The 26,870-nt window shown below is 63.9% G+C and carries 25 protein-coding genes; 9 read left to right on the top strand and 16 right to left on the bottom strand.

Going from position 1 to position 26,870, the window contains the following annotated elements; genetic code table 11:
• Positions 1 to 25 precede the first annotated feature (25 nt).
• The 5 genes from BMW89_RS14235 to BMW89_RS14215 all read right to left on the bottom strand — a co-directional run bounded on the left by BMW89_RS14235 (position 26) and on the right by BMW89_RS14215 (position 3,587).
• On the bottom strand, positions 26 to 1,426 hold the full coding sequence (locus tag BMW89_RS14235; RefSeq protein WP_092027249.1) for an aspartate ammonia-lyase: 1,401 nt from the start codon (positions 1,424 to 1,426) through the stop codon (positions 26 to 28).
• Between the two features lie 36 nt (positions 1,427 to 1,462).
• Positions 1,463 to 1,999: a hypothetical protein gene (locus BMW89_RS14230; RefSeq protein WP_092027247.1), complete on the bottom strand. Its 537-nt coding sequence runs from the start codon at positions 1,997 to 1,999 to the stop codon at positions 1,463 to 1,465.
• Between the two features lie 48 nt (positions 2,000 to 2,047).
• Positions 2,048 to 2,650 (bottom strand): YqaA family protein, encoded by a 603-nt coding sequence (locus BMW89_RS14225; protein WP_177196046.1) that lies wholly within the window; start codon positions 2,648 to 2,650, stop codon positions 2,048 to 2,050.
• Positions 2,651 to 2,696: 46 nt separating this feature from the next.
• On the bottom strand, positions 2,697 to 3,101 hold the full coding sequence (gene hisE, locus BMW89_RS14220; RefSeq protein WP_092027245.1) for a phosphoribosyl-ATP diphosphatase: 405 nt from the start codon (positions 3,099 to 3,101) through the stop codon (positions 2,697 to 2,699).
• A 117-nt stretch (positions 3,102 to 3,218) separates the two neighbouring features.
• Positions 3,219 to 3,587, bottom strand: a complete 369-nt coding sequence (locus BMW89_RS14215; protein ID WP_092027243.1) for a hypothetical protein — start codon at positions 3,585 to 3,587, stop codon at positions 3,219 to 3,221.
• A gap of 227 nt (positions 3,588 to 3,814) precedes the next feature.
• Here BMW89_RS14215 and BMW89_RS14210 point away from each other — a divergent pair, with 227 nt between their 5' ends.
• The 6 genes from BMW89_RS14210 to BMW89_RS14185 all read left to right on the top strand — a co-directional run bounded on the left by BMW89_RS14210 (position 3,815) and on the right by BMW89_RS14185 (position 11,631).
• Positions 3,815 to 4,864, top strand: coding sequence for an ABC transporter substrate-binding protein (locus BMW89_RS14210; RefSeq protein ID WP_177196045.1), 1,050 nt, complete (start codon positions 3,815 to 3,817; stop codon positions 4,862 to 4,864).
• Between the two features lie 93 nt (positions 4,865 to 4,957).
• Positions 4,958 to 6,754, top strand: coding sequence for a glucan ABC transporter ATP-binding protein/ permease (locus tag BMW89_RS14205; RefSeq protein ID WP_092027241.1), 1,797 nt, complete (start codon positions 4,958 to 4,960; stop codon positions 6,752 to 6,754).
• Between the two features lie 176 nt (positions 6,755 to 6,930).
• Positions 6,931 to 8,388 carry a D-alanyl-D-alanine carboxypeptidase family protein gene (locus BMW89_RS14200; RefSeq protein WP_092027239.1) on the top strand — a complete coding sequence of 486 codons (1,458 nt, stop codon included), beginning with the start codon at positions 6,931 to 6,933 and terminating at the stop codon, positions 8,386 to 8,388.
• A gap of 193 nt (positions 8,389 to 8,581) precedes the next feature.
• Positions 8,582 to 10,267, top strand: coding sequence for a long-chain fatty acid--CoA ligase (locus tag BMW89_RS14195; RefSeq protein ID WP_092027237.1), 1,686 nt, complete (start codon positions 8,582 to 8,584; stop codon positions 10,265 to 10,267).
• Positions 10,268 to 10,469: 202 nt separating this feature from the next.
• The gene (locus tag BMW89_RS14190) at positions 10,470 to 10,955 is read left to right on the top strand and encodes a peroxiredoxin (RefSeq protein ID WP_092027235.1); all 486 of its coding nucleotides are present in this window, start codon (positions 10,470 to 10,472) and stop codon (positions 10,953 to 10,955) included.
• Positions 10,956 to 11,274: 319 nt separating this feature from the next.
• Positions 11,275 to 11,631: a YcxB family protein gene (locus tag BMW89_RS14185; protein WP_244547594.1), complete on the top strand. Its 357-nt coding sequence runs from the start codon at positions 11,275 to 11,277 to the stop codon at positions 11,629 to 11,631.
• 114 nt (positions 11,632 to 11,745) lie between these two features.
• Here BMW89_RS14185 and rnhA read toward each other — a convergent pair whose 3' ends face one another.
• Genes rnhA through ispH form a run of 3 tightly spaced genes read right to left on the bottom strand, consistent with a single transcriptional unit; the run spans position 11,746 to position 14,165 of the window.
• Positions 11,746 to 12,210 carry a ribonuclease HI gene (gene rnhA / locus BMW89_RS14180; protein ID WP_092027231.1) on the bottom strand — a complete coding sequence of 155 codons (465 nt, stop codon included), beginning with the start codon at positions 12,208 to 12,210 and terminating at the stop codon, positions 11,746 to 11,748.
• On the bottom strand, positions 12,207 to 13,190 hold the full coding sequence (locus BMW89_RS14175) for a homoserine kinase (RefSeq protein WP_092027229.1): 984 nt from the start codon (positions 13,188 to 13,190) through the stop codon (positions 12,207 to 12,209). The genes rnhA and BMW89_RS14175 overlap by 4 nt, the downstream gene beginning before the upstream one ends.
• 6 nt (positions 13,191 to 13,196) lie before the next feature.
• Positions 13,197 to 14,165 carry a 4-hydroxy-3-methylbut-2-enyl diphosphate reductase gene (ispH, locus tag BMW89_RS14170; protein WP_092027227.1) on the bottom strand — a complete coding sequence of 323 codons (969 nt, stop codon included), beginning with the start codon at positions 14,163 to 14,165 and terminating at the stop codon, positions 13,197 to 13,199.
• Positions 14,166 to 14,417: 252 nt separating this feature from the next.
• On the opposite strand from ispH, the gene BMW89_RS14165 reads away from it, so the two are divergent.
• Positions 14,418 to 15,113: a DUF1013 domain-containing protein gene (locus BMW89_RS14165; protein WP_092027224.1), complete on the top strand. Its 696-nt coding sequence runs from the start codon at positions 14,418 to 14,420 to the stop codon at positions 15,111 to 15,113.
• Positions 15,114 to 15,200: 87 nt separating this feature from the next.
• Here BMW89_RS14165 and BMW89_RS14160 read toward each other — a convergent pair whose 3' ends face one another.
• The 5 genes from BMW89_RS14160 to BMW89_RS14140 form a co-directional block, all read right to left on the bottom strand.
• Positions 15,201 to 15,947, bottom strand: a complete 747-nt coding sequence (locus BMW89_RS14160; RefSeq protein WP_092027351.1) for an OmpW/AlkL family protein — start codon at positions 15,945 to 15,947, stop codon at positions 15,201 to 15,203.
• 181 nt (positions 15,948 to 16,128) lie between these two features.
• Positions 16,129 to 16,389, bottom strand: coding sequence for a hypothetical protein (locus BMW89_RS14155; RefSeq protein WP_092027222.1), 261 nt, complete (start codon positions 16,387 to 16,389; stop codon positions 16,129 to 16,131).
• A 101-nt stretch (positions 16,390 to 16,490) separates the two neighbouring features.
• On the bottom strand, positions 16,491 to 18,401 hold the full coding sequence (locus BMW89_RS14150) for a propionyl-CoA synthetase (RefSeq protein WP_092027220.1): 1,911 nt from the start codon (positions 18,399 to 18,401) through the stop codon (positions 16,491 to 16,493).
• Positions 18,402 to 18,547: 146 nt separating this feature from the next.
• Complete coding sequence (locus tag BMW89_RS14145; protein WP_092027218.1) at positions 18,548 to 19,933, bottom strand: tetratricopeptide repeat protein; 1,386 nt, start codon at positions 19,931 to 19,933, stop codon at positions 18,548 to 18,550.
• A 133-nt stretch (positions 19,934 to 20,066) separates the two neighbouring features.
• Positions 20,067 to 20,831, bottom strand: coding sequence for a hypothetical protein (locus BMW89_RS14140; protein WP_092027216.1), 765 nt, complete (start codon positions 20,829 to 20,831; stop codon positions 20,067 to 20,069).
• Between the two features lie 94 nt (positions 20,832 to 20,925).
• Between BMW89_RS14140 and BMW89_RS14135 the strand changes: the two genes are divergently transcribed.
• Positions 20,926 to 22,503 (top strand): cation:proton antiporter, encoded by a 1,578-nt coding sequence (locus BMW89_RS14135; RefSeq protein WP_092027214.1) that lies wholly within the window; start codon positions 20,926 to 20,928, stop codon positions 22,501 to 22,503.
• A 77-nt stretch (positions 22,504 to 22,580) separates the two neighbouring features.
• The gene (locus BMW89_RS14130; RefSeq protein WP_092027212.1) at positions 22,581 to 23,351 is read left to right on the top strand and encodes a hypothetical protein; all 771 of its coding nucleotides are present in this window, start codon (positions 22,581 to 22,583) and stop codon (positions 23,349 to 23,351) included.
• A gap of 66 nt (positions 23,352 to 23,417) precedes the next feature.
• On the opposite strand, the gene BMW89_RS14125 is transcribed toward BMW89_RS14130, so the two are convergent.
• From BMW89_RS14125 to BMW89_RS14115, 3 genes are read right to left on the bottom strand one after another with little or no spacing between them, the layout of a single operon-like run.
• Positions 23,418 to 24,224 (bottom strand): SDR family NAD(P)-dependent oxidoreductase, encoded by an 807-nt coding sequence (locus BMW89_RS14125; protein ID WP_092027210.1) that lies wholly within the window; start codon positions 24,222 to 24,224, stop codon positions 23,418 to 23,420.
• A 60-nt stretch (positions 24,225 to 24,284) separates the two neighbouring features.
• Positions 24,285 to 24,698 carry a DUF1850 domain-containing protein gene (locus BMW89_RS14120; protein WP_092027349.1) on the bottom strand — a complete coding sequence of 138 codons (414 nt, stop codon included), beginning with the start codon at positions 24,696 to 24,698 and terminating at the stop codon, positions 24,285 to 24,287.
• Positions 24,659 to 26,767, bottom strand: a complete 2,109-nt coding sequence (locus BMW89_RS14115) for a TRAP transporter permease (protein ID WP_092027208.1) — start codon at positions 26,765 to 26,767, stop codon at positions 24,659 to 24,661. Before BMW89_RS14115 ends, BMW89_RS14120 begins: the two co-directional genes overlap by 40 nt.
• Positions 26,768 to 26,870: the final 103 nt, after the last annotated feature.

Below are 26,870 nucleotides of genomic sequence, written 5' to 3'. Positions count from 1 at the left end.
ATTCGCTACGCAAAGGCGGGCGACATCACTCCATCATATCCGGATTGATCAGCCGCTCGAACGAGAACATCTCGTCCCATTTCTCCTGCGTCAGCAGCTTGCGTTCGACCACCACGATCTGGTGCAGCGACTTGCCGCTCTTGTAGCCCTCGCGCGCGATTTCGGCACATTGCTTGTAGCCGAGCAGCGGCTTCAGCACCGTAACGATGCCCAGCGAGTTCAGCACCATGTTGCGGGTGTGCTCCTCGTTGGCGGTGATGCCGACGACGCAATTCTCGCGCAGGCTGTTGACCGCGCGCTCCATGGTGCGGATCGAGAAGAACAGCGCGAACGAGATCACCGGCTCCATCACGTTGAGCTGAAGCTGGCCGGCACTTGCTGCCAGCGTGACGGTCGTATCGAGCCCGATGACGAGAAAGCTGGTCTGGTTGACGACCTCGGGGATCACAGGATTGACCTTGCCGGGCATGATCGAGGAGCCCGGCTGCAATTGCGGCAGGTTGATCTCGTTGAAGCCGGCGCGCGGGCCGGAGGCAAGCAGGCGAATGTCGTTGCAGATTTTTGTGAGCTTGCTCGCGGTGCGCTTGAGCACACCGGAGAGCTGCACATAGGCGCCGGTGTCCGAGGTCGCCTCGACCAGATCGCCGGCGAGAATGAAGTCGACACCGGTCAGCGCGCTCAAATGCCTGACCGCAAGTTTTGGATAGCCGTGCGCCGCGGTGACGGAGGTGCCGATCGCGGTGGCGCCGAGATTGATCTCGCGCAGCAGCGCGCGCGCCTCGGAGATGCGGTCGACCTCCTCGCCCATCGTGGTGCCCCATCCGCGGAATTCGGCGCCGAGCGACATCGGCACCGCGTCCTGCAAATGCGTGCGGCCCATCTTCAGCACGCGCTCGAACTCGCGGCCCTTGGCGAAGAACGCTTCCTGTAGCTGGCGCAGCGCCGTCATGTAGCTCTCGAGCCGCAGGATCAGCGCCAGACGAAAGGCGGTCGGATAGGTATCGTTGGTCGACTGGCCGTAATTGACGTGATCGTTGGGGCTGACGTGCTGATAGTCGCCCTTGGCGAAGCCGAGCGACTCCAGCGCGAGATTGGCGATCACCTCATTGGCGTTCATGTTGGTGGAGGTGCCGGCGCCGCCCTGAATGAAGTCGGTGACGAACTGATCCATCATGTCGCCGGCGATGACGCGGTCGCAGCCGACGATGATGGCTTCCGCGACCTTGGTGTCCACCGCACCGAGATCGCGGTTGGCCATCGCTGCGGCCTTCTTGACGTAACCGAGCGCCTTCACAAAGTAAGGCTCCTGGTTCATCGGAATGCCGGTGATGTGGAAGTTCTCCTTCCCGCGGATGGTCTGGACGCCGTAGTAGATGTCGTCGGCGATCTCACGCTGTCCGAGGAAATCCTGCTCTGTACGGCTCATAGGCGCTCCTTGGTTGCTCGCGCGCCGGCCATCATTTCAGTTCTGGCAGAGCGCGCTGGTCACGAAAGTATCGGTCCGGCAGTCGTCCGGTTTGCGCTGCCTGCCCGGAATCAAGACCTTGGCCGAGCATTTCTCGGCGGAGTCGGCGTTCAGGCTCTTGCCTTCCTTGTAGCCCTTGCTCTGGCAGAGCTGGTCGGCGGCCTGCTTGCAGTCGGGCGCTCCATTGGACGAGACCGGACAGGCTACGCGGCCCGAGGCCATGCTGGCGGGCTTGGCCAGCCGCGACAGGTCATTCATAGTCTCGCTGGGACTTTTGATCGGCGGCAGGATCGAGGGCAGCTTGTCGAACAGCTTACCCATTTCGTTGATCAGCCCGGGACTGTCCTCGCGCGCCGCCGCCGAAGGAGCGGGCGGCGAGGGCGGCGGCGCAGCCTGCGGCCCCTGCTCCTGCAAGCCGAGCGTAGGCGGCGCGGATTGCGGCCATCCGGTCCCGCTCGCAGCGAGCAGGAGCGAAAGCGCCGCAAATGTCAGCGTCGCCAGTCGCAGGACCGGATTGCCGGATCGGACTATCATGACGGCAACCGTAGCCGAACCGGAGGCAGCGGCAAAGCCGCCTCGCCGCTAGATCAGCTTGATGGCGATGACGAAGCCGAGCACCAACGCCGCGGCGCCGACCGCGACCACGAGACCGAGATGCTTCTCGATCTTGACGCGGATCCAGTCACCATAGCGGTTGAGCAGGATCGCGACGATGAAGAAGCGTCCGCCGCGCGCAATGATGGAGAACAGGACGAACAAAAGCAGATTGTAGCCGGCAAAGCCCGAGGTGATGGTGACGAGCTTGTACGGGATTGGCGTCAGCCCCTTGAGCAGGATGATCAGCGCGCCCCATTCTGCATATTTGGCACGGAAGCCGTCGACCTGATCACCGAGGCCGTACAGCTGGATCAGCCAATGCCCCAGCGAGTCGTACAGCAGGGCGCCGATGGCGTAGCCCAGGAGGCCGCCGAGCACCGAGGTCGCGGTGCAGATCGCCGCATAGAGCCAGGCGCGCTGCGGTCGCGCCAGCGACATCGGAATCAGCATTACATCCGGGGGGACCGGAAAGAACGAGCTTTCGGCAAAGGATACGACACCCAGGATCCAGAGCGCGTAGGGCTTGTGGGCGGCGTCGATGCACCAGTCATAGATACGTTTCAGCATGGCGCCGCGATGAAGCACCATGGGACGGATTTGTCCATCGCGAGTTTTTGAGCGTTTTGTGACGCTTCTAGTGGCGCTTGCGCGCCACGCGGCCCTCGATCGCGACAATTGGCCGCCTCGTGGCAACGCGCGGTGACGCGACTTTGGGCAGCTTCATCGGCGACTTCGGCAGCTTCTCGGCAATTCCGAGCATGTCCTCACGCCGTGCCATTTCGCGCCAGACGTCCTCGGGACGCACGCCGGCCGAGGCCCAGAGCACGGTGAGATTATAGAGCAGGTCGGCGCTCTCCCGGATCACCGCTTGGCTATCGCCGTTGACCGCGTCGATGACGACTTCGATGGCCTCTTCAGCCAGCTTTTTCGCCATTTTGGATGGCCCACGCTGAAACAGCCGGGCGGTGCGCGATGTTGCCGGATCAAGATCTCTGGCCGCGAGTACAGCCAGATATAGCCGCTCAAGCGAATCACTCATGGTACTGAAAACTACTCTAAACCAATGGCGAGCGCGTTAACGCGCGGCAGCAAAAGCAAAAACAGGCCGCCGCGGCAAACGCGACGGCCGGTTGTGGTCAATTCTTGGTAGCCGGGCTTAGTAGCAACTCCCAATGGAGCCTTGCCCGCCCTGCGCGGACTGATAGGGACCGCCGCAACGGTGGAACGGGCGCGGACCATAATAGGAGTCGCCGCCATAATAGGTCGGCCCGTTATCGTAGTAGACCGGACCGCCGCCGTAATAAGCCGGGGTATCATAGGCGTAGGCATCACGGGTCGCGGCGATCGCAAGTCCGGTGCCGACGATGCCGACGAAGGCTGCGGCAGCCGCTGCGCCGCCACCACCACCATGCCAGTGGCGGCCGCCGGCGTAGGAGGCCGTCGGGGCGACCGCAGTCAGCGCCAACACTGCGGTGGTGGCGAGAACGGTCTTGCGGCCGGCAAACTTCGAAAATCTATCAAACATGTCCTGGACCCTCCTTGGGACCTCGAATGGTGCCTGGCGACAGGCTCATGTCTTTCAAACACCCACATCCCATGTTGGGTTCCCCAACCCCAACAGAAGCTGAACGGGGTTGCGTGATCATGCCGCAACCGGCGCTCATCCGCCGTTCATGTTCGCGCGCGCAGGCTTCCCCCCGGCCGGCGCTGCGAGCGTCACGAAACCACAACAATGCGGGACCGGCGCGACTGATGTCAGGACTCAAGACGATCGCCCTTCGCGGCCTGCTGGCCCTTGCAATCGCGCTTGCCGCGTTGACTTCGCGCGATGCCGCGGCGGCCGAGACCGCCGCGCCCTCCGCTGCGATCCACTTCACCTTCGACCGTCCGATCGATGCGAGCATGGCGCCGTTCTTCCTTGCCGCAAAGGACGGCAGCTTCGGCACTGAGCGTCTCAACGTCTCCTTCAACACCGCGGCCGGATCGCCGGAAGCGCTCGCACGCGTCGCCAAGGGCGACAGCGAGCTTGCGCTCGTCGACATCAACGAGCTCATCCGGTTTCGCGACAAGGACGATGCCGCACCGATCAAGGCAGTGTTCGTGCTGTTCAACCGCGCCCCCTACGCGATCGTCGCGCGCAGAAGCCGCGGCGTCCACCTCCTGCCCGATCTCGACGGCAAGACCGTCGGCGTCGCCGACGGCGATCTGTCGATGCGGCTGTGGCCGGCGCTGGCGCAGCAGAACGGCATCAACACCTCTCACGTGAAATTCCACAAGATCAGCGCGGCGGTGCGCGAGCCGATCCTGTCCGCCGGCCAGGTCGATGCCGTCGCCGGCTTCAGCTATCTCTCCGCAGTGAACCTGCGCGACCGCGGCGTACCCGGCAGCGACCTCGTGGTGCTGCGTTATGCCGATTACGGCTGCGAAGCCTATGGCTTTGCCGTGGTTGCCAACCCCGCCTTCGCCGCGGCCAAGCCGGACGCGGTGAAGGGCTTCGTCCGCGCACTGATCGCTGGCATCAGCGCGACAGTCAAAGAGCCGGCGCGGGCGGCAGACGAAGCCACAAGCCGCATCGACGATGGCGACCGCGACCTCGAGTTGGAGCGCCTGCGCACCGTGCTCGTCGACAACATCCTGACCGACGAGGTCAAACGCAACGGCCTTGGCGGCATCGACCCGGCGCGCCTGGACCGCTCGATCGACCAGATCGCGCAGGACTTCAAATTCCGCAAGAAGCCGGCGGCGGGCGATATCTTCGACGAGCGGTTCCTGCCGCCGGTCGAAAGCCGGCTGATCAACTGAGCAAAACCGCAAGCTTCCGCTGTATCTCGTGGGCAATCCCTGCTTAGAATATGGGCCCATCTGTTGACTTAAGAGCCCGAGTTCGTCGCCCGCATGTCCATCTTCCGCCTCTACACCCGCGTTCTCGAACTGCTCGGCAAGGAAGCACGGCTTGGCTGGCTGCTTGCGGTCGCCAACCTCCTGCTGGCGGCCTCGCAATTCGCAGAGCCCGTACTGTTCGGCCGGATCGTCGATGTGCTCTCCGGCAAGACGGTGGCCGGATCGAGCTCGGCCTGGCCGTTCCTGATAGCCTGGGTGGCGTTCGGGCTGTTCACCATCGCCTGTAGCGCGATCGTGGCCTTGCAGGCCGACAGGCTCTCCCATCGCCAGCGCCAGGCGGTGCTGACCGACTATTTCGAGCACATTTTGCAACTGCCGCTGACCTTCCACTCCGGCACCCATTCGGGCCGGCTGATGAAGGTGATGCTCAACGGCACCGATGCGCTGTGGCGGCTGTGGTTGGGTTTCTTCCGCGAGCATTTTGCCGCGATCCTCTCGGTCGTGGTGCTGCTGCCGCTGTCGATGTATCTGAACTGGCGGCTGGCAATCCTCCTGTTCGTGCTCTGCGTCGTCTTCACGGCGCTAACGACCTTCGTGGTGCGCAAGACTTTTGGCATGCAGATGGAGGTCGAGGAGCATTACAGCGAGCTCTCCGCCCGCGCCTCCGACGCACTCGGCAACGTCGCGCTGGTGCAGAGTTTCGTCCGCGTCGAATCCGAGGTGAAAGGCCTGCGCTCCGTCGCCGACGATCTGCTGGCCGCGCAGATGCCGGTGCTGTCGTGGTGGGCGCTCGTCACCGTCATCACGCGCGCTTCCACCACCATCACGGTGCTCGCGATCTTCTCGCTCGGCATCGCCCTGCACGACCAGGGGCTCACCTCAGTCGGCGAGATCGTGATGTTCGTCAGCTTCGCGACGATGCTGATCCAGAAGCTCGAACAGGTCGTGAGCTTCATCAACAACGTGTTCATGGAGGCCCCGCGCCTGCGCGAGTTCTTCAACGTGCTCGACGCCGTGCCTGCCGTCCACGATCGTCCCGACGCGATCGACGCAGGGCGGCTCTCCGGCCTCGTCGAGTTCAACGACGTCACTTTTTCCTATGACGGCAAGCGGCCGGCGATCGAGGACCTCTCCTTCACCGCGCTGCCTGGCCAGACCATCGCGCTGGTCGGCCCGACCGGCGCCGGCAAGTCGACCGCGATTGCACTGCTGCATCGGGCCTTCGATCCGCAATCCGGCTTCATCAGGATCGACGGCATGGACGTGCGCGGCGTGACGCTGACCTCGCTGCGGCGAAACATCGGCGTCGTGTTCCAGGAAGCGCTGCTGTTCAACCGCTCGATCGAGGAAAACCTGCGCGTCGGCAAGCCCGATGCGACCGAGGCCGAGATGCGCAAGGCCGCAGAGCGTGCGCAGGCGCTTGACTTCATCGAGCGCAGCGGCGGCTTCAGCACCAATGCCGGCGAGCGTGGCCGCATGCTGTCCGGCGGCGAGCGCCAGCGGCTGTCGATTGCCCGCGCGCTGCTGAAGGATCCGCCGCTCCTGATCCTGGACGAAGCGACCAGCGCGCTCGACGCGATCACCGAGGCCAAGGTGAATGCCGCTCTCGATGAAGTGATGAAGGGCCGCACCACTTTCGTGATCGCCCACCGCCTCTCGACCATTCGCAATGCCACGCGGATCCTGGTGTTCGAGAATGGTCGCGTGATCGAAAGCGGAACTTTCGATGAACTCGTGGCCAAAGGCGGCCATTTCGCCGAGCTCGCCAAGGCCCAGTTCATGGTTCAGGAGACGACACGGGCCAGCGTGACGGCGGCCGAGACTGCGGCGACTGCAGTCAAGTCCCCATAGCACCGTCGAAATTCGGCCTATTTCATTGCGGAATACGCAGCGGAAACCCCTGTTCTCGACGCAGGAGCCGGTATAGGTTTGCGACGCCGCAAGCGGCGGCGCCGGATTTCAGAACCGAACATCAGATCACGAGAACCGACCGTATCAGGCGGCTCTCCAAGGACCGGAATCGGATAGTGCACGCCCTTCGCCCGCTGCTTCGCAAATCGCTGTTCAACCTGTTCGCTGCGTCCCTCGCATGCGCCGCATTGCTCGCGCCGCGCGCGGCGAGTGCCGAAGCCCTGCTGCTGATCGAAGCCGACAGTGGCAAGGTGTTGCAGGCGGAGAACGCGACCATCCCGTGGTATCCCGCCTCCGTCACCAAGATCATGACCGCCTATGTAACGCTGAAGGCGGTCAAGGACGGCAAGCTCACGCTCGACACGCTGATCACGGTGTCGCCGACTGCCGCCTCGCAATCGCCGTCGAAGATGGGGTTCCGTCCGGGAACACAGCTCACCGTCGACAACGCGCTGAAGATGATGATGGTCAAGTCGGCGAACGACATGGCCGTGGTGCTTGCCGAAGGCGTCGGCGGCTCGATCGACGGTTTCTCCGCGATGATGAACGACACCGCGCAGAAACTCGGCATGACGCAAACCAGCTACGTCAATCCGAACGGCCTGCCCGCCGACGGCCAGATCACGTCCGCACGCGACCTCGGCATTCTCGCGCGCTCGTTCCTGCGCGACCTGCCGGAATACGAATACTTCGTGCACATCCCGGCGATCCGCTTCGGCAAGCGCGTCACCGGCAATTTCAACAAGCTGATCGGCCGCTACCCCGGCGCCGACGGTTTCAAGACAGGCTTCATCTGCGCCTCCGGCTATAACCTCGTCGCATCCGCCACGCGAAATGGCCGCCGGCTGATCGCCGTCGTGCTCGGCGCCAATTCCGGCACCGCGCGCGCGGTGAAGGCGGCGCAGCTGCTCGAGCGCGGCTTCGCCCAAGACAATCTCACCTGGCTCCGCCCATCGCTCGGCACGGTCGACAAGCTGGTTCCGGTCGATGCCTCGCCGCCGAATTTGCGCGAGGACATGTGCGGCGGCCATCGCAAGCGGCCGGCCAGCGACGATGACGATGCGCTGATCGCCACCAATGGCGGCACCTCCGGATCGGCCTCCGCCACCGGCGGCGAAGCCCAGGTCACCTTCTTCACCGCCGGCCTGCAGCCGCCGCTGATGAAGGCCTCCGAGCTGATGGCCACGGCGCCTGCGGCGGCCGAACCCGTGCTGGTCTATACCGGCCCGACCCGCACCGGCACCGCCCTGATCGCGGCAGTCGCAGCCGATGCCGACCAGCAGGCCACGCCAAAGCCGCGTGGCAAGAAGTCGCGCGTTGCCAAGAAGCCTGACCCTGCCGACAAGCCGAAGGATGCGGGCAAGGACGCCAAGACAGCGGCTGCGAAGCCGGATGCCAAGCCCGACGCCAAGACTGCAGCAAAGCCGGCCGGGACCAAGCATGCCGCGGCCAAACCTGACGCGGCGGCGAAACCTGCTGCAAGCGCCGATCAGCCCGCCAAGCCGGCCAAGCCCAAGGCTGCGACCACGCCTGCGACCAAGCCCGCCGCGGCCAAGCCTGCCAACAACAGTTAACGGCTCCCTCGTAGCCGAAACCGCACCCGCGCTTCGCACTTGCGGCAATGTGGTTTGCGACGATTCCAGTAGCCACTCCCCGACCTTTGCCCTAAGCCTCGACGACTTGCCACCGGTTCCGGCAGGCTCGATACTGGGTGCAATGAGGCAAGCCCGAGACACAACGGGCTCTGGTAAATGAGGGGAGTTTTCCATGGAGCGCATCTGGCTCAAGCAATATCCGCCCGGCGTGCCTGCTGATATCGAGCCGACCCAGTACGCATCGCTGGTCGACCTCTTGGAGGAGAGCTTCTCCAAGTTCGCCGACCGCAAGGCGTTCATTTGCATGGACAAGTCGATCACCTATCGCGACCTCGACCAGATGTCGCTGGCGATGGCGTCCTACCTGCAAGGCCGCGGCCTGCAACGCGGCGCCCGCGTCGCGATCATGATGCCGAACGTGCTGCAATATCCGGTCGCAACCGCCGCCGTGCTGCGCGCCGGCTTTGCGGTCGTCAACGTCAACCCGCTCTACACCCCGCGCGAGCTCGAGCATCAGCTCAGGGATTCCGGCGCCGAAGCCGTCATCGTGCTGGAGAATTTTGCTCACACCGTCGAGCAAGTGATCGCGAAGACGCAAGTGAAACACGTCATCGTCGGCAGCATGGGCGACCTGCTCGGCTTCAAGGGCGTGATCGTCAATCTCGTCGTCCGCCGCGTCAAGAAGATGGTGCCGGCCTGGTCGCTGCCAGGCGCGGTGTCCTTCAACGACGCGATAGCGGCCGGCCGCGGCCTGACATTCAACAAGCCAAAGCTCTCGCCGGGCGACGTCGCCTTCCTGCAATATACCGGCGGCACCACCGGCGTCTCCAAGGGAGCCACGCTGCTCCACCGCAACATCGTCGCCAACGTGTTGCAGAACGACGCCTGGCTTCAGCCGGCGATGGCAGCACCTCCGCATGTCGATCAGCTCATGATCGTCTGCGCGTTGCCGCTCTATCACATCTTTGCGCTGACGGCCTGCTACCTGCTCGCGGTGCGCGCCGGTGGCTGCAATCTCTTGATCCCCAATCCGCGCGACATCGCGGGCTTCGTCAAGGAGCTGGCGAAATACCAGGTCAACAGCTTCCCGGCCGTCAACACGCTCTACAACGGGTTGATGCACCATCCCGACTTCAAGAAGCTCGACTTCTCCAAGCTGAAGATCTCCAACGGCGGCGGCATGGCGGTGCAGCGCCCCGTGGCCGATCAATGGAAGGCGATCACCGGCTGCTTCATCGCCGAGGGGTACGGCCTGTCGGAGACTTCGCCAACGCTGACCTGCAATCCGGCAACGGCAACAGAATTCACGGGTACGATCGGCATCCCCGTGCCGTCGACTTACATCTCGATCCGCGACGACGACGGCAACGAAGTCCCGCTGGGCCAGCCCGGCGAGATCTGCGCCAAGGGCCCGCAGGTGATGTCGGGCTATTGGAACAGGCCGGAAGAGACCGCCAAGGTCATGACCGCGGACGGCTATTTCCGCACCGGCGACATCGGCGTGATGGACGAGACGGGTTACACCAAGATCGTCGATCGCAAGAAGGACATGATCCTGGTCTCCGGCTTCAACGTCTATCCGAACGAGATCGAGGAAGTGATCGCGAGCCATCCGGGCGTGCTCGAATGCGCCGTGATCGGCGTTCCCGACAGCGGGTCCGGCGAGGCGGTGAAGGCGTTCGTGGTGAAGAAGGACCCGAACCTCGCAGCAGACGATGTGGTCAAGTTCTGCCGCGAGCAGCTCACCGGCTACAAGGTGCCGAAGCAGATCGAATTCCGCACCGACCTGCCCAAGACCAATGTCGGCAAGATCCTGCGGCGGCAGCTCCGCGACGAGAAGAAGGCCGAGGCGGCGTAAGGCAACTCTCGCTCGGCGGTCATTTGGAGGTGCCCTTGCGACGCAATCCAGACTGCTTCCACGGAAGCATTTCTGGTTGCTTCGCTGCGCTTGAAATGACGAGAAAATCAGCAATCGCGGCCATCACACGGTGGTGAAGCCGTTTCCCTCCGCCGGTAAAATGCTCTAGAACAGCCCGGCCCCTTTCCAAGGAGAAACGACGATGGCGATCCAGACTGGCGACAAGCTGCCCGAGGCGAAATTCCGCGTGATGACGGCGGAAGGTCCGCAGGTGAAGACCACCGACGATATCTTCAAGGGCAAGAAGGTGGCGCTGTTCGCGGTGCCCGGCGCCTACACCGGCACCTGCCACAAGATGCATCTGCCGAGCATATTCCTCAACGCCTATGCCATGAAGGACAAGGGCGTCGACACCATCGCTATCGTCTCCGTCAACGACGCCTTCGTCATGAACGCCTGGAAGCGCGACACCGACCAGCGCGACGAGGCCGTATTCCTCGCGGATGGCAACGCCGACTTCACCAAAGCGATCGGCATGGAGCTGGATGCCTCCGGCAACGGCCTCGGCATCCGTTCCCATCGCTACTCGATGCTGGTCGAGGACGGGGTGGTCAAGAAGCTGAACCTCGAGGCGATGCCCGGCAAGGTCGAAGTCTCAGGCGGCGATACTCTGCTGGGTCAGCTGTAAGCTTACGCGCCGCTCTTAGCCACAAATGACTCTGTCATGCCGCGCGAAAGCGGGGCATCCAGTATCCAGAGACCTCTCGGCTGAACCACAAGCGTCTCTGGAATACTGGATCGCCCGCTTTCGCGGCCGATGACAGTTGAGAGTGGGGCGGCTTCAGTGCGAACCTGCCGATTGGCCTGTTGTTCTTCTGAACGTAAAGCCCATGCCAGCTATTACACTCAGATATTCCAGTTCGCGATCAGAGGTTTGGCAATGGTATTGGCGCCTTTGGCGCCAACGGTTCTGGATGCACCACGCATATTACCTGGTGTGCAGCTTGGTGATCGCAATTTCGTTCGATGGTCACTGGCCGCCGCGCAAGGTTAGCGTTCTGATAGGCCTGCTGATCGCGACCGCAATTATCGCATCTTTCGTCGCACTCCCCCAGATCATGTTTAAGCCGGAGGAACGCACGCTCACCGTATGCGAGGACGGCATAGCCACGAGCATCGGAAAGAAGAGTGCATCCGTGAAGTGGAAAGAAATCGCCGCAATCCAAGATCTGCCGGAGATTGCCGCGATGATGGGGAAGAACGGCAAAGCGTTCTTGATACCGCGTCGCGCCTTCAATTCAGAGAACGAGAAGAGCGACTTCCTGACCGCAGTGAGAACCTGGCAGGCGGCTAAGACGGGTTGAGCGGGCAAAGCCAGCCGCTTTGCATATCGGCACCGACCGGTCGTTCCGAGGCGATGCGATACATCTACCCAGGAATCGCGAATGTCGGGTTTGCCCTTGCCAAGCGCCGGAGGGCTACTCCCCCGCCCTCTGCTGCGTCCTCGCCATCGCGACGCCATCCCGCGCCAGTTGATCCGCGCGCTCGTTCTCGGGATGGCCGGCATGGCCCTTGACCCAGTGCCAGCGCACCTCATGCGCCTTCAGCGCGGCGTCCAGGCGCTGCCATAGCTCGACATTCTTGACCGGCTTCTTGTCGGCGGTGCGCCAGCCATTGCGCTTCCAGCCGTGGATCCAGCTGGTGATGCCCTGACGCACATACTGGCTGTCGGTGTAGAGATCGACGGTGCACGGCTTCTTCAGCGCTTCCAGCGCGGAGATCGCCGCCATCAATTCCATCTGGTTGTTGGTGGTGTGGCGCTCGCCGCCGTTCAGCTCTTTTTCCTTGTCGCCGAACTTCAGGATCGCGCCCCAGCCGCCCGGCCCGGGATTTCCCGAGCAGGCGCCATCGGTATAGATCGTGACATTGGGTTGCTCGCTCACGCGACCAGTCCTGACGGCATCAGCCCGTAGTCGCGCACGCTCGAAACGCTCTGGTGGAAGCGCAGCTTGCGAAAATACTCCAGCGGATCCTTCGGCTTGACCAGCGCACCGGGCGGCACGTTGAGCCAGTCGACCAGCCGCGTCAGCAGGAAGCGGATCGCAGCACCACGCGCCAGCAGCGGCAGCGCGGCCTCTTCCGCCTCGGAGAGCTTTCGCACACGGCCGTACGCGTTGAGGAAAGCGCGTGCCTTGGTGACGTTGAAGGAATGATCTGGCTCAAAACACCAGGCGTTGAGGCAGATCGCGACGTCATAGGCCAGCATGTCGTTGCAGGCGAAGGTGAAGTCGATGATACCCGAAAGCTTGTCGCCGAGGAAGAAGACGTTGTCGTTGAAGAGGTCCGCGTGGATCACGCCCTCGGGCAGATCGGTTGGCCAAACGCCGCTCGAGAGATAATCGAGCTCGGCGGCGAGGAATGCGCGCAAGCCCGGCTGCACCTCGTCGGCCCGCGCTGACGCAGCATCGAACAGCGGCCGCCAACCCGCGACCGAAAGCGCGTTGGCACGCTTGATCGCAAAATTGGCGCCGGCCAGATGCATCCGGGCCAGCCCCTCGCCGACGCCGGCGCAATGGATCGCGTTGGGCTTGCGCGGCCAGACGCCTTCGAGAAAGGTGATGATCGCAGCCGGCCGTCCCGACAGTTCGCGCAGCGCCTCGCCGTCCCTGGCCTTCACGGGCAGCGGGCAATTGACGCCGTGCTCTGCGAGATGCGTCATCAGCGCCAGGAAGAACGGCAGATCGTTCTTCGCCACGCGCTTCTCGTAGAGCGTGAGGATGAACGACCCCTTGCTGGTGTGCAGCAGGAAGTTGGTGTTCTCGACGCCCTCGGCGATGCCCTTGTAGGAGAGCAATTCGCCGAGATCGTATTGATTGAGGAAATCCGCAAGCTCGTCGGCGGCAACGTCGGTGTAGACCGCCATAAAAGTCTACTCGGCGGCGGCTTCGGGGCGCACCTGACGCGGCAGCGGGAAGAACTCGTTCTCCTCCGCGGCCGAGACCGTCTCGACATGCAGCGTAAAGCGCTCGGCGAACGCGTCCATGATCTCCTCGACGATCACCTCCGGCGCCGAGGCGCCCGCAGTGATGCCCAGGCTGGTGATGTTTTCGAACCGCTTCCAGTCGATCTCGGTGGCGCGCTGTGCCAGCACCGCGATCTTGCAGCCCTCGCGCTCGGCGACCTCGCGCAGACGTTGCGAGTTCGAGGAGTTCGGCGCGCCGACCACGATCAGGGCATCGACCACCGGTGCCACCTTCTTCACCGCGAGCTGGCGGTTGGTGGTGGCGTAGCAGATGTCTTCCTTATGCGGCCCGTTGATGTTCGGGAAGCGCTCCTTCAGGAGCGCCACGATCTCCGCGGTGTCGTCGATCGACAATGTGGTCTGGGTCACGAAGGCGAGGTTGTTCGGATCCTTCGGCGCGATGGTCTTGGCGTCCTCGGCGGTCTCGATCAGGGTCACTGCACCGACCGGCAGCTGGCCGAGCGTGCCGACCACTTCGGGATGATGCGAATGGCCGATCAGGAAGATCTCGCGGCCGCGCTTGAAATGGATCGCGGCCTCGCGGTGCACCTTGGTCACCAGCGGGCAGGTCGCATCCAGCGAGAACAAATTGCGGGACGTGGCGTCGGCTGGAACCGATTTCGGCACGCCATGGGCCGAGAACACCACCGGCGCGGTGGTGTTTTCCGGGATTTCGGCGAGCTCCTCGACGAAGATAGCGCCCTTCTTTTTCAACCCGTCGACGACGTACTTGTTGTGCACAATCTCATGGCGAACATAGACGGGGGCGCCGTATTTATCGAGCGCCCGCTCCACGGTGTCGATCGCCCGGACCACCCCGGCGCAGAAGCCGCGGGGAGAACAAAGCACGATCTTGAGGTCTGGTTTGGCTGACATTGAGCGATCTCGGGACCGAATCACCCGTTTCGCCTTCTGGCGGGGGCGGTCGATGGATGGAAAGGGCTAAGGTACGAGCTTACAGGGCTTTTAAGGGAATTGGGCCCCCTTTCAGGCTCTGTCAAGGCACTATCTATAGCAGAACCATTGCGTGGCTACCCCCTCCCGGCTTATATAGCCGAATTCCCTGTCATCGCTGATGACCACCGGTTTCGCCCCCAAGGGGTGGGCGAAGCACAAAGGAGATTTGCCATGAGCAACGCACCGCTGATGCCCAAGGCGACCGCCGTTTGGCTGCTCGACAACACCGCGCTGACCTTCGATCAGGTCGCCGATTTCACCAAAATGCACCCCCTCGAGGTGCGCGCGATCGCCGATGGCGACGCCGCCCAGGGCATCAAGGGCATGGACCCCCTCTCCAACGGCCAGCTGACCCGCGAGGAGATCGAGAAGGGCGAGAAGAACCCCGACTACCGGCTCCGTCTCCAGGAGAGCAAGGTGATTCTGCCGCCCCAGCCCAAGCGCAAGGGCCCGCGCTACACCCCGGTCTCCCGCCGCCACGAGCGCCCGAGCGCCATCCTCTGGCTGCTGCGCAGCCATCCGGAGCTCAAGGACGCCCAGGTCATGCGCCTGGTCGGCACCACCAAGAGCACGATCGCCAGCGTCCGCGACCGCACCCACTGGAACACCTCCCAGCTGACCCCGATCGACCCTGTGACCCTCGGCCTCTGCTCGCAGATCGAGCTCGATTTCGAGGTGGCGCGTGCGGCCAAGGAAAAGCCGATCGACACAGCCTATGGCGGCGCCACCCTGCTGCCGGCCTCGGAGACCACCAAGAAGGACGAGTTCGAGCCGGCCGAGCGATCGAACGACGATCTCAATGTCGACGCCGTCTTCGCCAAGCTGAAGACGCTCGGCGGCAAGAAGCAGGACGAAGAGGAGGAGTAAGGCTCCGCTCTTCTGTTCGCTATCGAATGCAAACGCGGCGGGTCGATCCGCCGCGTTTTTGTTTGCGGATAGGCAGCTACAACACCGTCAGAACTTATACGTCACACCGCCGCCGACCAGCCACGGATCGATATGCGCGGTGCCGGTGACCGGCAGGCCGGAGACAGTCGCGCTGTAATCGGGGCGCAGCCAGAGCTTCTTGACGTCGACGTTGAGACCCCAGTGCCGGTCGAGCATGTAGTCGAAGCCGAACTGCACCGCGCCGCCCCAGGCATTGCTGACGTGCAGGCCCGTGGTGGTGGCGACGATCGCGGGCGGGCCGACGATGGCAGCCGGCGCATTCGCAGCCGAATTGTTGAAGAACACAGTGTAGTTCACGCCAGCGCCGATATACGGCTTGAACGCGCCGAAATTGTCGAAGTGATATTGCAGCGTCAGCGTCGGCGGCAGCAGCGTGGTCTTGCCGATCGGCAAATTCGCGAGCGAGCCGGTGCCGCTGATCGAATGCCGGGTCACGCCGAGGATCAGTTCGGCCGCGATGTTCTTGGTGAAGAAATAGCTGATGTCGAGCTCGGGCACGACCTGGTCGCTGATCTTGAGCCCTGAATTCGGCGACGACAGCGACGGAACGCCCGCGACATTGACGGTGGAGCCGCCGGCATCCGGCAGCACGCCGAGCACGCGCAGACGCACCATCCACGGATTGAAGGCTTCGGCCGGCGCTGGCGCCTTCTTGTAAACAGGCAAATCGGCCGCCTGTACCGAGGCAAAAGTCCCCGCGAGCATCGCACCGACCGTCGCGATCCGCGCCAGGTTTCTTATCGTTCCGTCCATTGCATTCCCCTTCAGCCACAGGCGCGCTTCGTTGCGCGACATCAGCGTCAGAGCAGAAAGGGGACGGCGAAGGATTTGACGCCGATCAAATCAGGCGATGCGCGGCGCGATTTGGCCGCGGCGTTGCAGATGTGTCACGACCAATGCGAGCGAATGGCGCAGGATAATTCCGTGCCGGATATCAGGGACGGTCGGGATGGTTCAGCATGTATTCGCCGAGATCGCGCTGGCGGCGGTCGGACCGGGCGGTGGCAGCATTGCGCTGGACGTCGCGATCCTTGCGGCAGGCCACGTATTCGGGCGAACCCTGCGCATTGCCGCGGCTCAGGCAGACCGCGTCGTCATCGTCACCGCCCATCGCCACCGGCGTCTGGTAGCGCGCGGAGCAGGCGGAGAGAATGAGGCCAGCAAACACAATCGCAAGAAGCGGCTTCGCATTCATGAAAGGTCTTTCATCCTCATGGTGAGGAGCCCGCGCAAGGCGCGGCTCCTCAGGATGAGGGTTGAGCGGAAAAATGCGACCTATTCAAGCCCCAAGAGGCCTCACACCCGCCCCTTCAGCGCCTCGCCGATCTCGTCCAGCACCTTGGGGTCCTCGATCGTCGCCGGCATGGTCCAGGTGTCGCCGTCGGCGATCTTCTTGATGGTGCCGCGCAGGATCTTGCCGGAGCGCGTCTTGGGCAGGCGGCCGACGGTGATGGCGAGCTTGAAGGCGGCGACCGGGCCGAGCTTGTCGCGCACCAGCGCGATGATCTCCTTCTCGATCTCGGCAGGCGCCCGCTTCACGCCGGACTTCAGTACCAGGAAGCCGCAGGGCACTTCGCCCTTGATGGCGTCCTTGACGCCGAGCACGGCGCATTCGGCGACGTCGGGGTGCGACGCCAAAATCTCCTCCATGCCGCCGGTCGAGAGCCTGTGGCCGGCGACATTGATGATGTCGTCGGTGCGGCCCATGACGAAGACATAGCCGTCCTCGTCCTTGTAGCCGGCGTCGGAGGTTTTGTAGTAGCCGGGGAATTCGTTCAGGTAAGCTTCCTTGAAGCGCGCATCCTGATTCCACAGCGTCGGCAGGCAGCCTGGCGGCATCGGCAGCTTGATGACGATCGATCCCATGGTGTTCGGGCCGACCGGCTTTGCGGCCTCGTCGACCACGTCGACCTGATAGCCCGGCATCGGCACCGTCGGCGAGCCGTGCTTCACCGGCAGCTGGCCCAGGCCAACCGGATTGCCCGCGATGCACCAACCGGTCTCGGTCTGCCACCAATGGTCGATGACAGGCACCTTCAGCTGCTGCTCCGCCCACTCCACCGTCGGCGGATCGGCGCGCTCGCCAGCGAGGAACAGCGTGCGGAATTTCGACAAATCGTATTGCCGGATGAACTTGCCTTCCGGGTCTTCTTTGCGGATGGCGCGGAACGCCGTCGGCGCGGTGAACAGCGCCACCGCCTTGTGCTCGGAGATCACGCGCCAGAACGCGCCGGCATCGGGCGTGCCAACCGGCTTGCCCTCGTACATGATCGAGGTCGCACCGTGCAGCAGCGGGCCGTAGATGATGTAGCTGTGGCCGACCACCCAGCCGATATCCGAGCCGCACCACCAGACCTCGCCCGGCTTGACGCCATAGAGGTTGAACATCGACCATTTCACCGCAACGAGATGACCGCCATTGTCGCGCACGACGCCCTTGGGAATGCCCGTCGTCCCTGATGTGTAGAGGATGTAGAGCGGATCAGTGGCGGCGACGGGGACGCAAGCAGCCTTCTTGCCATCGTTCATCGCCTTGCGGCGCAGGCCCGCCCAATCATAGTCGCGGCCGGGCGTGAGGTCACAGATGAGCTGCGGGCGTTGCAGGACGATGCAGGCCTTCGGCTTCACGCTCGCAAGCTTGATTGCTTCGTCGAGCAGCGGCTTGTACTGCACGATGCGGCCGGGCTCGATGCCGCAGCTCGCGGACAGAATGAGTTTTGGCTGCGCGTCGTCGATGCGGGTGGCGAGCTCCTTGGCGGCAAAGCCGCCGAACACCACCGAGTGCACCGCGCCGATGCGCGCGCAGGCGAGCATCGCGACCACCGCTTCCGGCACCATCGGCATATAGAGGATGACGCGGTCGCCCTTGGCGACGCCAAAGTCCTGCATGATGGCGGCAAGCGCCTGCACCTCGTTCAGGAGCTCGGCATAGGTGAACTTGGTGACGCTGTTTGCCAGCGGCGAATCATGGATCAGCGCGACCTGATCGGCGCGGCCGCGTTCGACATGACGGTCGAGCGCGTTGTAGCAGGTGTTGACGACGCCGCCCGTGAACCAGCGGCCGTAGACGCCCTGCGAGCCATCGAAGATCTTTTTCGGCGGCTCGATCCAGTCGATCTCCTTGGCCGCCTCGGCCCAAAAGCCCTCGGGATCAGCCAGCGAGCGCGCATGGACCTCGTGATAGAGACTCTTTCCCTGGACGTTCATTCCCGCGCTCCCGTTCCCTGCATTGGCCTGACCCTGAACTGACCGACGGGACGAGCGTCCCGCCATGACAGGGATCAAGGATCCGACCTTGTTTGACGGCTATTTTCCCGGGAACGGGCCGCGGTTCAAGCTGAAAAGAACGGTGCTCAGCTCTCCATCGCATTCAGCCGCTGCAGCCGGTCCTGCATGACCTTCTTGAGATCATAGCCGGGACGACCGAAACTCGTGTTCCGCGTGGCGAGAAAATCGCGCTGGGTCTTGCGAAGGTCGCCGGCCGACCGCTTGGTCACCACCTTCAGCACGCGCTCATAGGTCTCGGCGATCTGACGGTCGAGCACGCCCAGCTGCGGATCGGCGCAGATCACCTTCTCAACCTCGCGCTTCGCCGTCGCGCAATCAAAGGACGGCCCGTTGCCGGAATTCGCCGCGAGCGGACGCCGCGGCTCGTCGCCGAATTTCGCGATCTCGGCGATCATGGTTCGGCGCCCGGCCGTCGCGTTGTCGTTGCCGGGATCGAGCTTCAGCGCCGTGTCGTAGTCGGCCAGCGCTTTCCTGCGCTCGCCCATCTTCTTGTAGAGTACGGCGCGGTTGTTGTAGGTCTGCGCGAAATTCGGATCAAGCTTCAGTGCGGCTTCGTAATCGCTCAGCGCCGCCCCGAACTCGCCCTTGAGCTGATAGGAATCGCCACGGTTGGTGAAGAAGTTCGGCTTCGGCGCCAGCCGCAGCGCCTGGTCGTAATCGGCGATCGCCTCGTCGTACTTGCTCATCGCGGCCAGCGACAGGCCGCGATTGTCGTAATATTCCGCGACCTTCGGATCGAGCCTGATCGCCTCGCCATCATCCGCGACGGACTTGTCGAGCTGGCCGAGCTTCTTGTAGGCCGCGCCGCGATTGGTGTAGCTGCGCGGCCGGTTCGGATCGAGCCGCAAGGCCTCGCTGAGATCGCGGATCGCCTTCTCGTTGTCGCCGCTGAGATAATAGGTCACGCCGCGGTCGGACCAGGCCTGCGCATCATCGCCCTTCAGCTTGATCGCCTGGTCGTAATCAGCCAGCGCACGGTCGAGCCGGCGCTGGTTGGTGTAGACGACGCCGCGCAGCTCGTAGGCCTCCGCATCCTGCGGATCGAGCTCGATCGCCTTGCTGAGATCGGCGGCCGCGCGGCTGAGATCGCCGCCGGCCTCGCGCAGCAGGTCGCCGCGCAGGCGCCAGGCCTTTGCGTTCTTGCCGTCGAGCGCGATGGCACGGTCGATATCGCGCAGCGCCTGCGTGAGGCCGCCCGAGGTCCGCGCATTGGCGTCGCCGCGAACAAGCAACGCCGCGGCGCGATCGGCGGCTGAATTTGAGGCCTGGTCGATGATTATGCTGCACGCCGGGATCAGCTCGGCCGGCGCGGCCTTGCTGCCCATCACACAATCGACGGCGGCCAAGGCCGGAGCTGCGATGACAAGGCTCATCGCAGCGCCGAGGAGGATGGCGCGAAGCGACGGTCTGGCAAACGGGGACATTTGCGCGGAAGGATGCATGCCGCACATGGCGTAGGGCTCCGTGACATCAGGTGTTCACCATTGTCGCGGCGGAGAAGAGATGGGTTCAAAACGGGCCTGTTGGGGACGCGCCGGCGCCTGCACTCCCTTGCTCCGCTTGCGGGGCGAGGCGAAGATCGCCTCAATACCCGTCCACCCCGTTGATCCGTTGCAGCCGCTCCTGCATCGCCCTCTTCAAATCATAGCCCGGCCGGCCGAACCCTGCATTGCGGCGGGCAACAAAATCGTCCTGCTCGCGCTGGAGCGCCTTGGCTTCCGCAGGATTGCGCGCTGCCCTGATCACGCGGGCATTCGATGCAAAGATCTCGCGGTCGAGATCGGCGAACTCGCGATTTCCGCAGATCGCCTTCTCCACGGCGCGGGCTGCGCTCCTGCAATTGAAGCTGGGCTTGCCGGCGACAGCCATCTGCGCACCGATCCGTTCGAGCTCGCGCGCCATCGCTTTGTGATTGGCCTTGGCCTTCTCGTGGGTCGGATCGATCCGCAGCGCCGCGCCGAAATCCTGCACCGCCTTGGGCTTGTCGCCCTTTTTCAGCCAGAGCTCGCCGCGCGCGTTGAAAACGTCCGCCAGCGTGGAATCGAGTTGCAAGGCGCGGCTGTCGTCGGCGATGGCACGGTCGACCTGATCATGCCGCGCATAAAGCGCGCCGCGCGCGATCAGCGCCTTGACCAGGTCCGCCTTGGCCGTCTTCTCATTGTCGATCACGGTGGCGCAGGCGGTGGTGGCCTTGTCCATGTCATCGGCCGCGCTGGCGGCGAGGCACGGCGCCATATCGACCTGCACGACGACGGCGGGCTCGCCGCCGGTCGCGGCATGGGCCGCATTGAGCGAAAACAGAGAGAGCACCACGGCTCCCGACAATTGAACGAGTTTTTGAAAACGCATGCTGGTTGCAATCGGAAAGTCTTCTTCAGGAAGTCTTCTTCAGTCTTGCCTTGAGGCCGTACTATCCATCATACGGCCCGATTGGTGCTAGCTTGTGGCACGGCTCAAATCGGTTTCGGGGATACGCGTGTCGACATTCGAATGGATCATCGTATTGCTGCTCGGCGCCGTTGCCTTATCGGCGCTGGCGCGGCGGATCAAGGTCCCCTACCCGACCTTTCTCGCCATCGGCGGCGCGCTGATCGCTTTCGTGCCGTCAAGCCCGACCTGGGCGCTGGAGCCGGACCTGGCCCTGGCGCTTTTTGTCGCACCGGTGCTGCTCGATGCCGCTTTCGACACCTCGCTGCGGGATCTGCGCAAAAACTGGGTTCCGGTCGCGACCCTGGTGGTGGCGGCGGTCGGCCTGACCACGGTCGGCGTGGCCTATGTCGCCCATCGGCTCTTCCCGGACATGCCCTGGGCCGCCGCAGTGGCGCTCGGCGCGATCGTCGCGCCACCGGATGCTGCGGCTGCGGTCGCGATCCTGAGCCAGGTGAAGCTGCCCTACCGCATGGTCAAGGTGCTGGAGGGCGAGAGCCTGCTCAACGACGCCAGCGCGCTGCTGATCTATCGCATCGCCGTCGGCGCGGTGGTCATGGAGCACCTCAAGTGGAGCGAGGTCGCGCCGACGATTGCGCTGGGGCTGGTCGGCAGCGTGCTCGCCGGTCTTGTCGCCGGGCGTATCATCCCGCTGTTCATGGAACGTGTGAAGGAAGCACCGAGCGCGATCATCGTCCAGTTCGCCACCACCTTCATGGTCTGGATCGCCGCCGAGCATCTCGGCCTCTCCGGCATCCTCACCATCGTGGTCTACGCCATGACCATCGCGCGCACCGCGGGGCTGCGCATGCCGGCACGGCTGCGGGTACCGTCTTATGCCGTGTGGGAGACGATGGTGTTCGTGCTCAACGTGCTCGCCTTCATGCTGATCGGCATGCAGATGCGGCCGATCTGGACGCGGCTCGATGCGGACGTACGCTGGGAATATTGCGTCGCCGCCGGCTGGATCCTGCTCACAGTGATCCTGGTACGGCTGGCCTGGATCACATTCTACCGCACGACGCTGCGCGTGCTGATCGCGCACGACATCTATCATCCGAAGGATCCCAAGCAGGTGGCCTCGCCGAAGGGCGGCCTGATCATCTCCTGGTGCGGCATGCGCGGGCTCGTCACGCTCGCCACTGCCTTCGCCTTGCCGGAGAACTTTCCCTATCGCGATTTCATCGTCTTCATCGCCTTTGCGGTGGTGCTGGGATCGCTGGTCATTCAGGGCCTGACATTGCGGCCGCTGATCCTGGCCTTCGGCCTCAAGGACGATGATCCCGTCGGCATCGAGGTCGCGCGCGCCCGCGCCATCGCCTATCGCGCCGCGCTCGATGCCATCGAGGACGACCCGTCGGAGGAAGCGGAAATCCTGCGGCTCGAATATCGCGCCCTTCTGATGCAGGCGGACGACGATCCGAACGGCGGCATCCCCAATGGCGAGCTTCCCGCCGATCCCCTGCGCCGCCGCGCCATCGAAGCTGCGCGCAAATCGATCTTCCATCTCCGCGCCACCGAAGTGATCGGCGACGACGCGTTTCACAGGCTCGAGGGCGAGCTGGATCTCGCGGAATTGAGCGCGGGGGGTTGAGCTCGGTGCAGCGCGCATTAGCCTATACAGATGGCTAGGAGCTTGAACCAAACGCCGCCCCTTCAGACTCATTCCTGATGACGACCTTGATCGACGACCGTCGTGTACGCGCGCGAGATGCGTCGCCTGCACGATATTTTTATCTCCACATGGCGCTGGCCTGCGCGGCCACCGCGTTTCTCGGCTTCGCACCGACCTATTGGATGCCGCTCGCCCGCGGCGCGCTTTCCACAAGTCCGGTGATTCATTTTCACGGACTCTTGTTTTTCACCTGGACACTTTATTTTGTGATCCAGACCTGGCTCGCGGCCTCGGGCCGCGTCGTCAACCACCGCGCGCTCGGCATCGCCGGCGTCTCGCTCGCGACCGCAATGACGATCTTCGGTTTCCTCGCTTCCGTGCATGTGATGCAGCATTCCGCCGCACTCGGGCAGCGAGAGGCCGGCATCGCCTTCTCGATCGTGCCGATGAGCGGCATCGCGTTCTTTGCAGTCGTATTCGTGCTCGCGATCATGAACACGCGGAAGCCCGAGATTCACAAGCGCCTGATGCTGCTCGCCGCGGTCTCGATCCTCGACGCCGCGATCGCACGCTGGTTCCTGACCTTCCTCGCACCACCGGGACCGCCCGGCCCGCCGCCGGTGCCTGTAACGATCGCGCCAGCCGTAGTCGCCTCGCTCCTGCTCGTCGTCGCCATGGTGCGCGACTGGCGCACTGAAGGCCGCGTGCATCCGGTCTACATTTACGGCACGCTTGCTCTGCTGGCGGTGAAGGTCTTGAACTGGCCGATCAGCGAAACGGCCGCCTGGCATGCGTTTGCCGGCGGGATTCTGGCGCTGGCGCAGTGAGCCACCGCTGTCGTCCCGGACAAGTGTAGCGAAGCGGAGCGCCCCGGGACGACGGCGAAGATTGGTTCATGCCCCCGCCTTGCACGTAATCCCGCCGTCCACCACGAGCTCAATCCCCGTCACGTATTTCGACTCGTCCGACGCCAGAAACAGCGCCGCGTTGGCGACGTCCCAGGCTTCGCCCATGTGGCCCATCGGCACCTGGGCGTCGCGGGCGCGCCACATCGCCTCGACATCACCCTTGGCGTAGCTGGCAGCAAGGCCGGCGGAATGCTCCACCATCGGTGTCTTCATCAGGCCGGGCAGGATCGCATTCACCCGCACGTGGTCCTTCGCGAACTCGACCGCGGTGGAGCGCGTCAACTGGTTCATCGCCGCCTTGCTGGCGTTGTAGCTGACATAGGAAATTCCGACATGGCGGATCGAGGCGATCGAAGAGATGTTGATGATCGAGCCGCCGCCCTGCTTCATCATCACGGGGATGACGTGCTTCATGGCGAGATAAGCGCTCTTGAGGTTGACGGTGAAGACGCGGTCCCAGCTCTCCTCGGCGACATCGACCACGCTGCCCATTTCCGCGATGCCGACATTGTTGTCGAGCACGTCGATGCGGCCATAGGCATTGAGGCACGAAGCGAGCATCGCCTCGATCTCGGGTGCCCGCGAGACATCGGCCGTGAACGCTGTCGCCTTGCCGCCTTCGCCAGTGATGATCTTCGCGGTCTCCTCGGCGGCTGCGCCGTTGCGATCGACGCAAAATACCTGCGCGCCCTCGCGCGCGAAGGTCACCGCGGTGGCCTTGCCGTTGCCCCAGCCCGGCCCAATCGAGCCGGCGCCCACCACCATCGCAACCTTGCCCTTGAGCCGATCCATCGCGTTTCTCCCGTGTTGTTGTTCTTCTTGTAGCCCGGATGGAGCGCAGCGCAATCCGGGCTACGGATCTTTGCAGACGCTCATTTTTGTGACGTTAGCACCAATGGGATGCCCGACAATCTCCGACAAGGTTCGGCACTTCCCATCATGACATAGTCGCCACTCCCCCGCCGCGCCGGAATTGCCCAACACCACCTCCGGCATCGGCGCGCGCTGCGGCTGCCATTGAAACCAGCCATCGACCAGCCGCGCCTCGGGCGGCGGCTCCATGCCGGGACCGGTACCCTTGACGCGGGCCTGCATCAGCTCGAGGCCCGCAGGCGTCACGCGCCAGTCTTCCTGCCAATCGACCTTCGCGATCGAATGCGTCCACACCAGCGTAAAGGCAGACAGCGCCAGCGCCTTTACACTCCCCGCTGTTGCGAGGCAGAGGCTCACACCGCCTCGACCGTTACGGGCGGACGCTGCCGCCATTGCCACAGCACCAGTGCCGCAGCGAGCACGAAGCCCGCGGTGTCGCTGAACGGGAAGTCGCCGAGCAGGCAGAGCGCCGCGCCGAGTGCGACCAGGCGTTCAACGAAAGTCAGCCGCGTGAACAGGAAGCCGATCGCGACCATGCCGAACAGCGCAATCGCCACCAGCGCCTTGAGGCTCGCGAGCGCCACCGCGCCGTAGAAGCCCAGCTTTGCCGCCATGGGATCCCCGGCCTGGAGCATCAGCGCCGGCGAATAGACGAAAATGAAGGGGATGACGTAGCCGGCGAGCGCGATACGCATCGCTTCCCAGCCGATCTTGTCCGGATTCTCCTTCGCGATCGGCGCCGCCGCGAGCGCGGCCAGCGCGACCGGCGGCGAGAGGTCGGCCATGATGCCGTAATAGAATGCGAACATGTGGCTCGCGATCAGGGGCACGCCGAGTTTTGCCAGCGCAGGCGCTGCGAGCGCAGCGGTGATGATGTAGGTCGGGATCGTCGGAATGCCGGTACCGAGCAGGATCGACAGCAGCATGGTCATGATCAGCGCCAGGAACAGGCTCTTCTCGCCGAGCCCGATCACCCAGCCGCCGAAAATGGTGCCGACGCCGGTCTGCGACATCATGCCGATGATGACGCCGACGATGGCGCAGGCCATGCCGACGGTGATGGCGGATTTGGCGCTCTCGGCGAGCGAGTCACGACAGGAGCGCAAGGCGGCAAACCCACCGCGGACAAAGGCCGTGATCACGATCAGTCCGACCACAACGCAAGCGACCGGCACAATCTGAAGGCCGTCGCGCGACAACGCGGCGACGATGAGCGCAAGCCCGATCCAGAAGATGTAGCGGATGGCGGTGGCGGAGAAGCCGGCCGTGATGCTCGCACCGAGGATCAGCGCCACGGTGAGCGCAAGGCCCATGCTGCCGGCATAGAGCGGCGTAAAGCCTTCGAACAGCATGTAGACGAGGGCTGCGAGCGGCAGCACGAGATACCAGCCCTTCACCAGCGCCCTCCACGCGCTCGGCGTCTCCGAACGCTTCATGCCGGTGAGGCCCTGCTTGCCGGCTTCCAGATGCACCATCCAGAAGGCGGAGGCGAAATAGAGCACTGCGGGAATCGCGGCCGCCCTCACGATTTCCGAATATTGGACGCCGAGCGTCTCCGCCATGATGAAGGCGACCGCGCCCATCACCGGTGGCATGATCTGGCCGCCCATCGAGGCGGTGGCCTCGACGCCGGCGGCGAAGGCGCGGCGGTAGCCGAACCTGATCATCAGCGGAATCGTGAACTGGCCGACGGTGACGACGTTGGCCACGCCGGAGCCGGAGATCGTACCCATCATGCCCGAGGCAAACACCGCGACCTTCGCGGGGCCACCGCGGGTGCGGCCGAACAGGCCGAGCGAGACGTCGGTGAAGAGCTGGATCATGCCGGCGCGCTCCAGGAACGAGCCGAACAGGATGAACAGGAAGATGTAGGTCGCCGAAACATAGATCGGCACGCCGTAGAAGCCCTCGGTGCCGAACGACAGATGCGTGACGATCTGGTCGAAGCCATAGCCGCGATGGTTGAGCGGCGATGGCAGATATTGCCCGAAGAACCAGTAGACGAGACAGGCGCCGCACATCAGCGGCAGCGCCGGGCCCATCAGCCGCCGCGTGCCCTCGAAGATCAGCACCGCAAGCAACGTGCCGACGGCGAGATCGACCTGCGTCGGATCGCCGTCACGTGCAATCAAATCGGCATAGAAGATCCACTGATAGAGCCCGCACAGGAATCCGGCACCGCCGATCAGCCAGCCGAGGGCGCGGCCGAGGTTGCTCTTGGCGGTGAAGTTGCCGATCAGGCCGAAGGTAAGGAGAATGAGGAAGCCGACATGGACGCCGCGCACCACCTGGCTCGGCAGATAGTTGAAGGCGGCGACATAGAGCTGGAAGGTCGCAAAGGCGATGCCGATCCAGTAGGCGAGTTGGCCCCACCAACCCGGGCCAAAACCTTCCGGAAAGCCGTGCTCGAAATTGTCGAACTCGACCTTGATGGGCGCCTTGGTGCTCTCTGCCTGCGACATCGATGTTTCCCCGCGCCCTGATGGGGGCGTTCTTACAGCATTCGCGCTGCGTCCCAAATACGTCATGCCCGGGCTTGTCCGGGGCACCCACGAAGCTTCCCCG

The organism is Bradyrhizobium sp. OK095 (genome assembly GCF_900109945.1).
In the GTDB taxonomy this organism is placed as follows: Bacteria; Pseudomonadota; Alphaproteobacteria; order Rhizobiales; family Xanthobacteraceae; genus Bradyrhizobium.
This window is presented reverse-complemented; position numbering and strand designations above follow the sequence as displayed.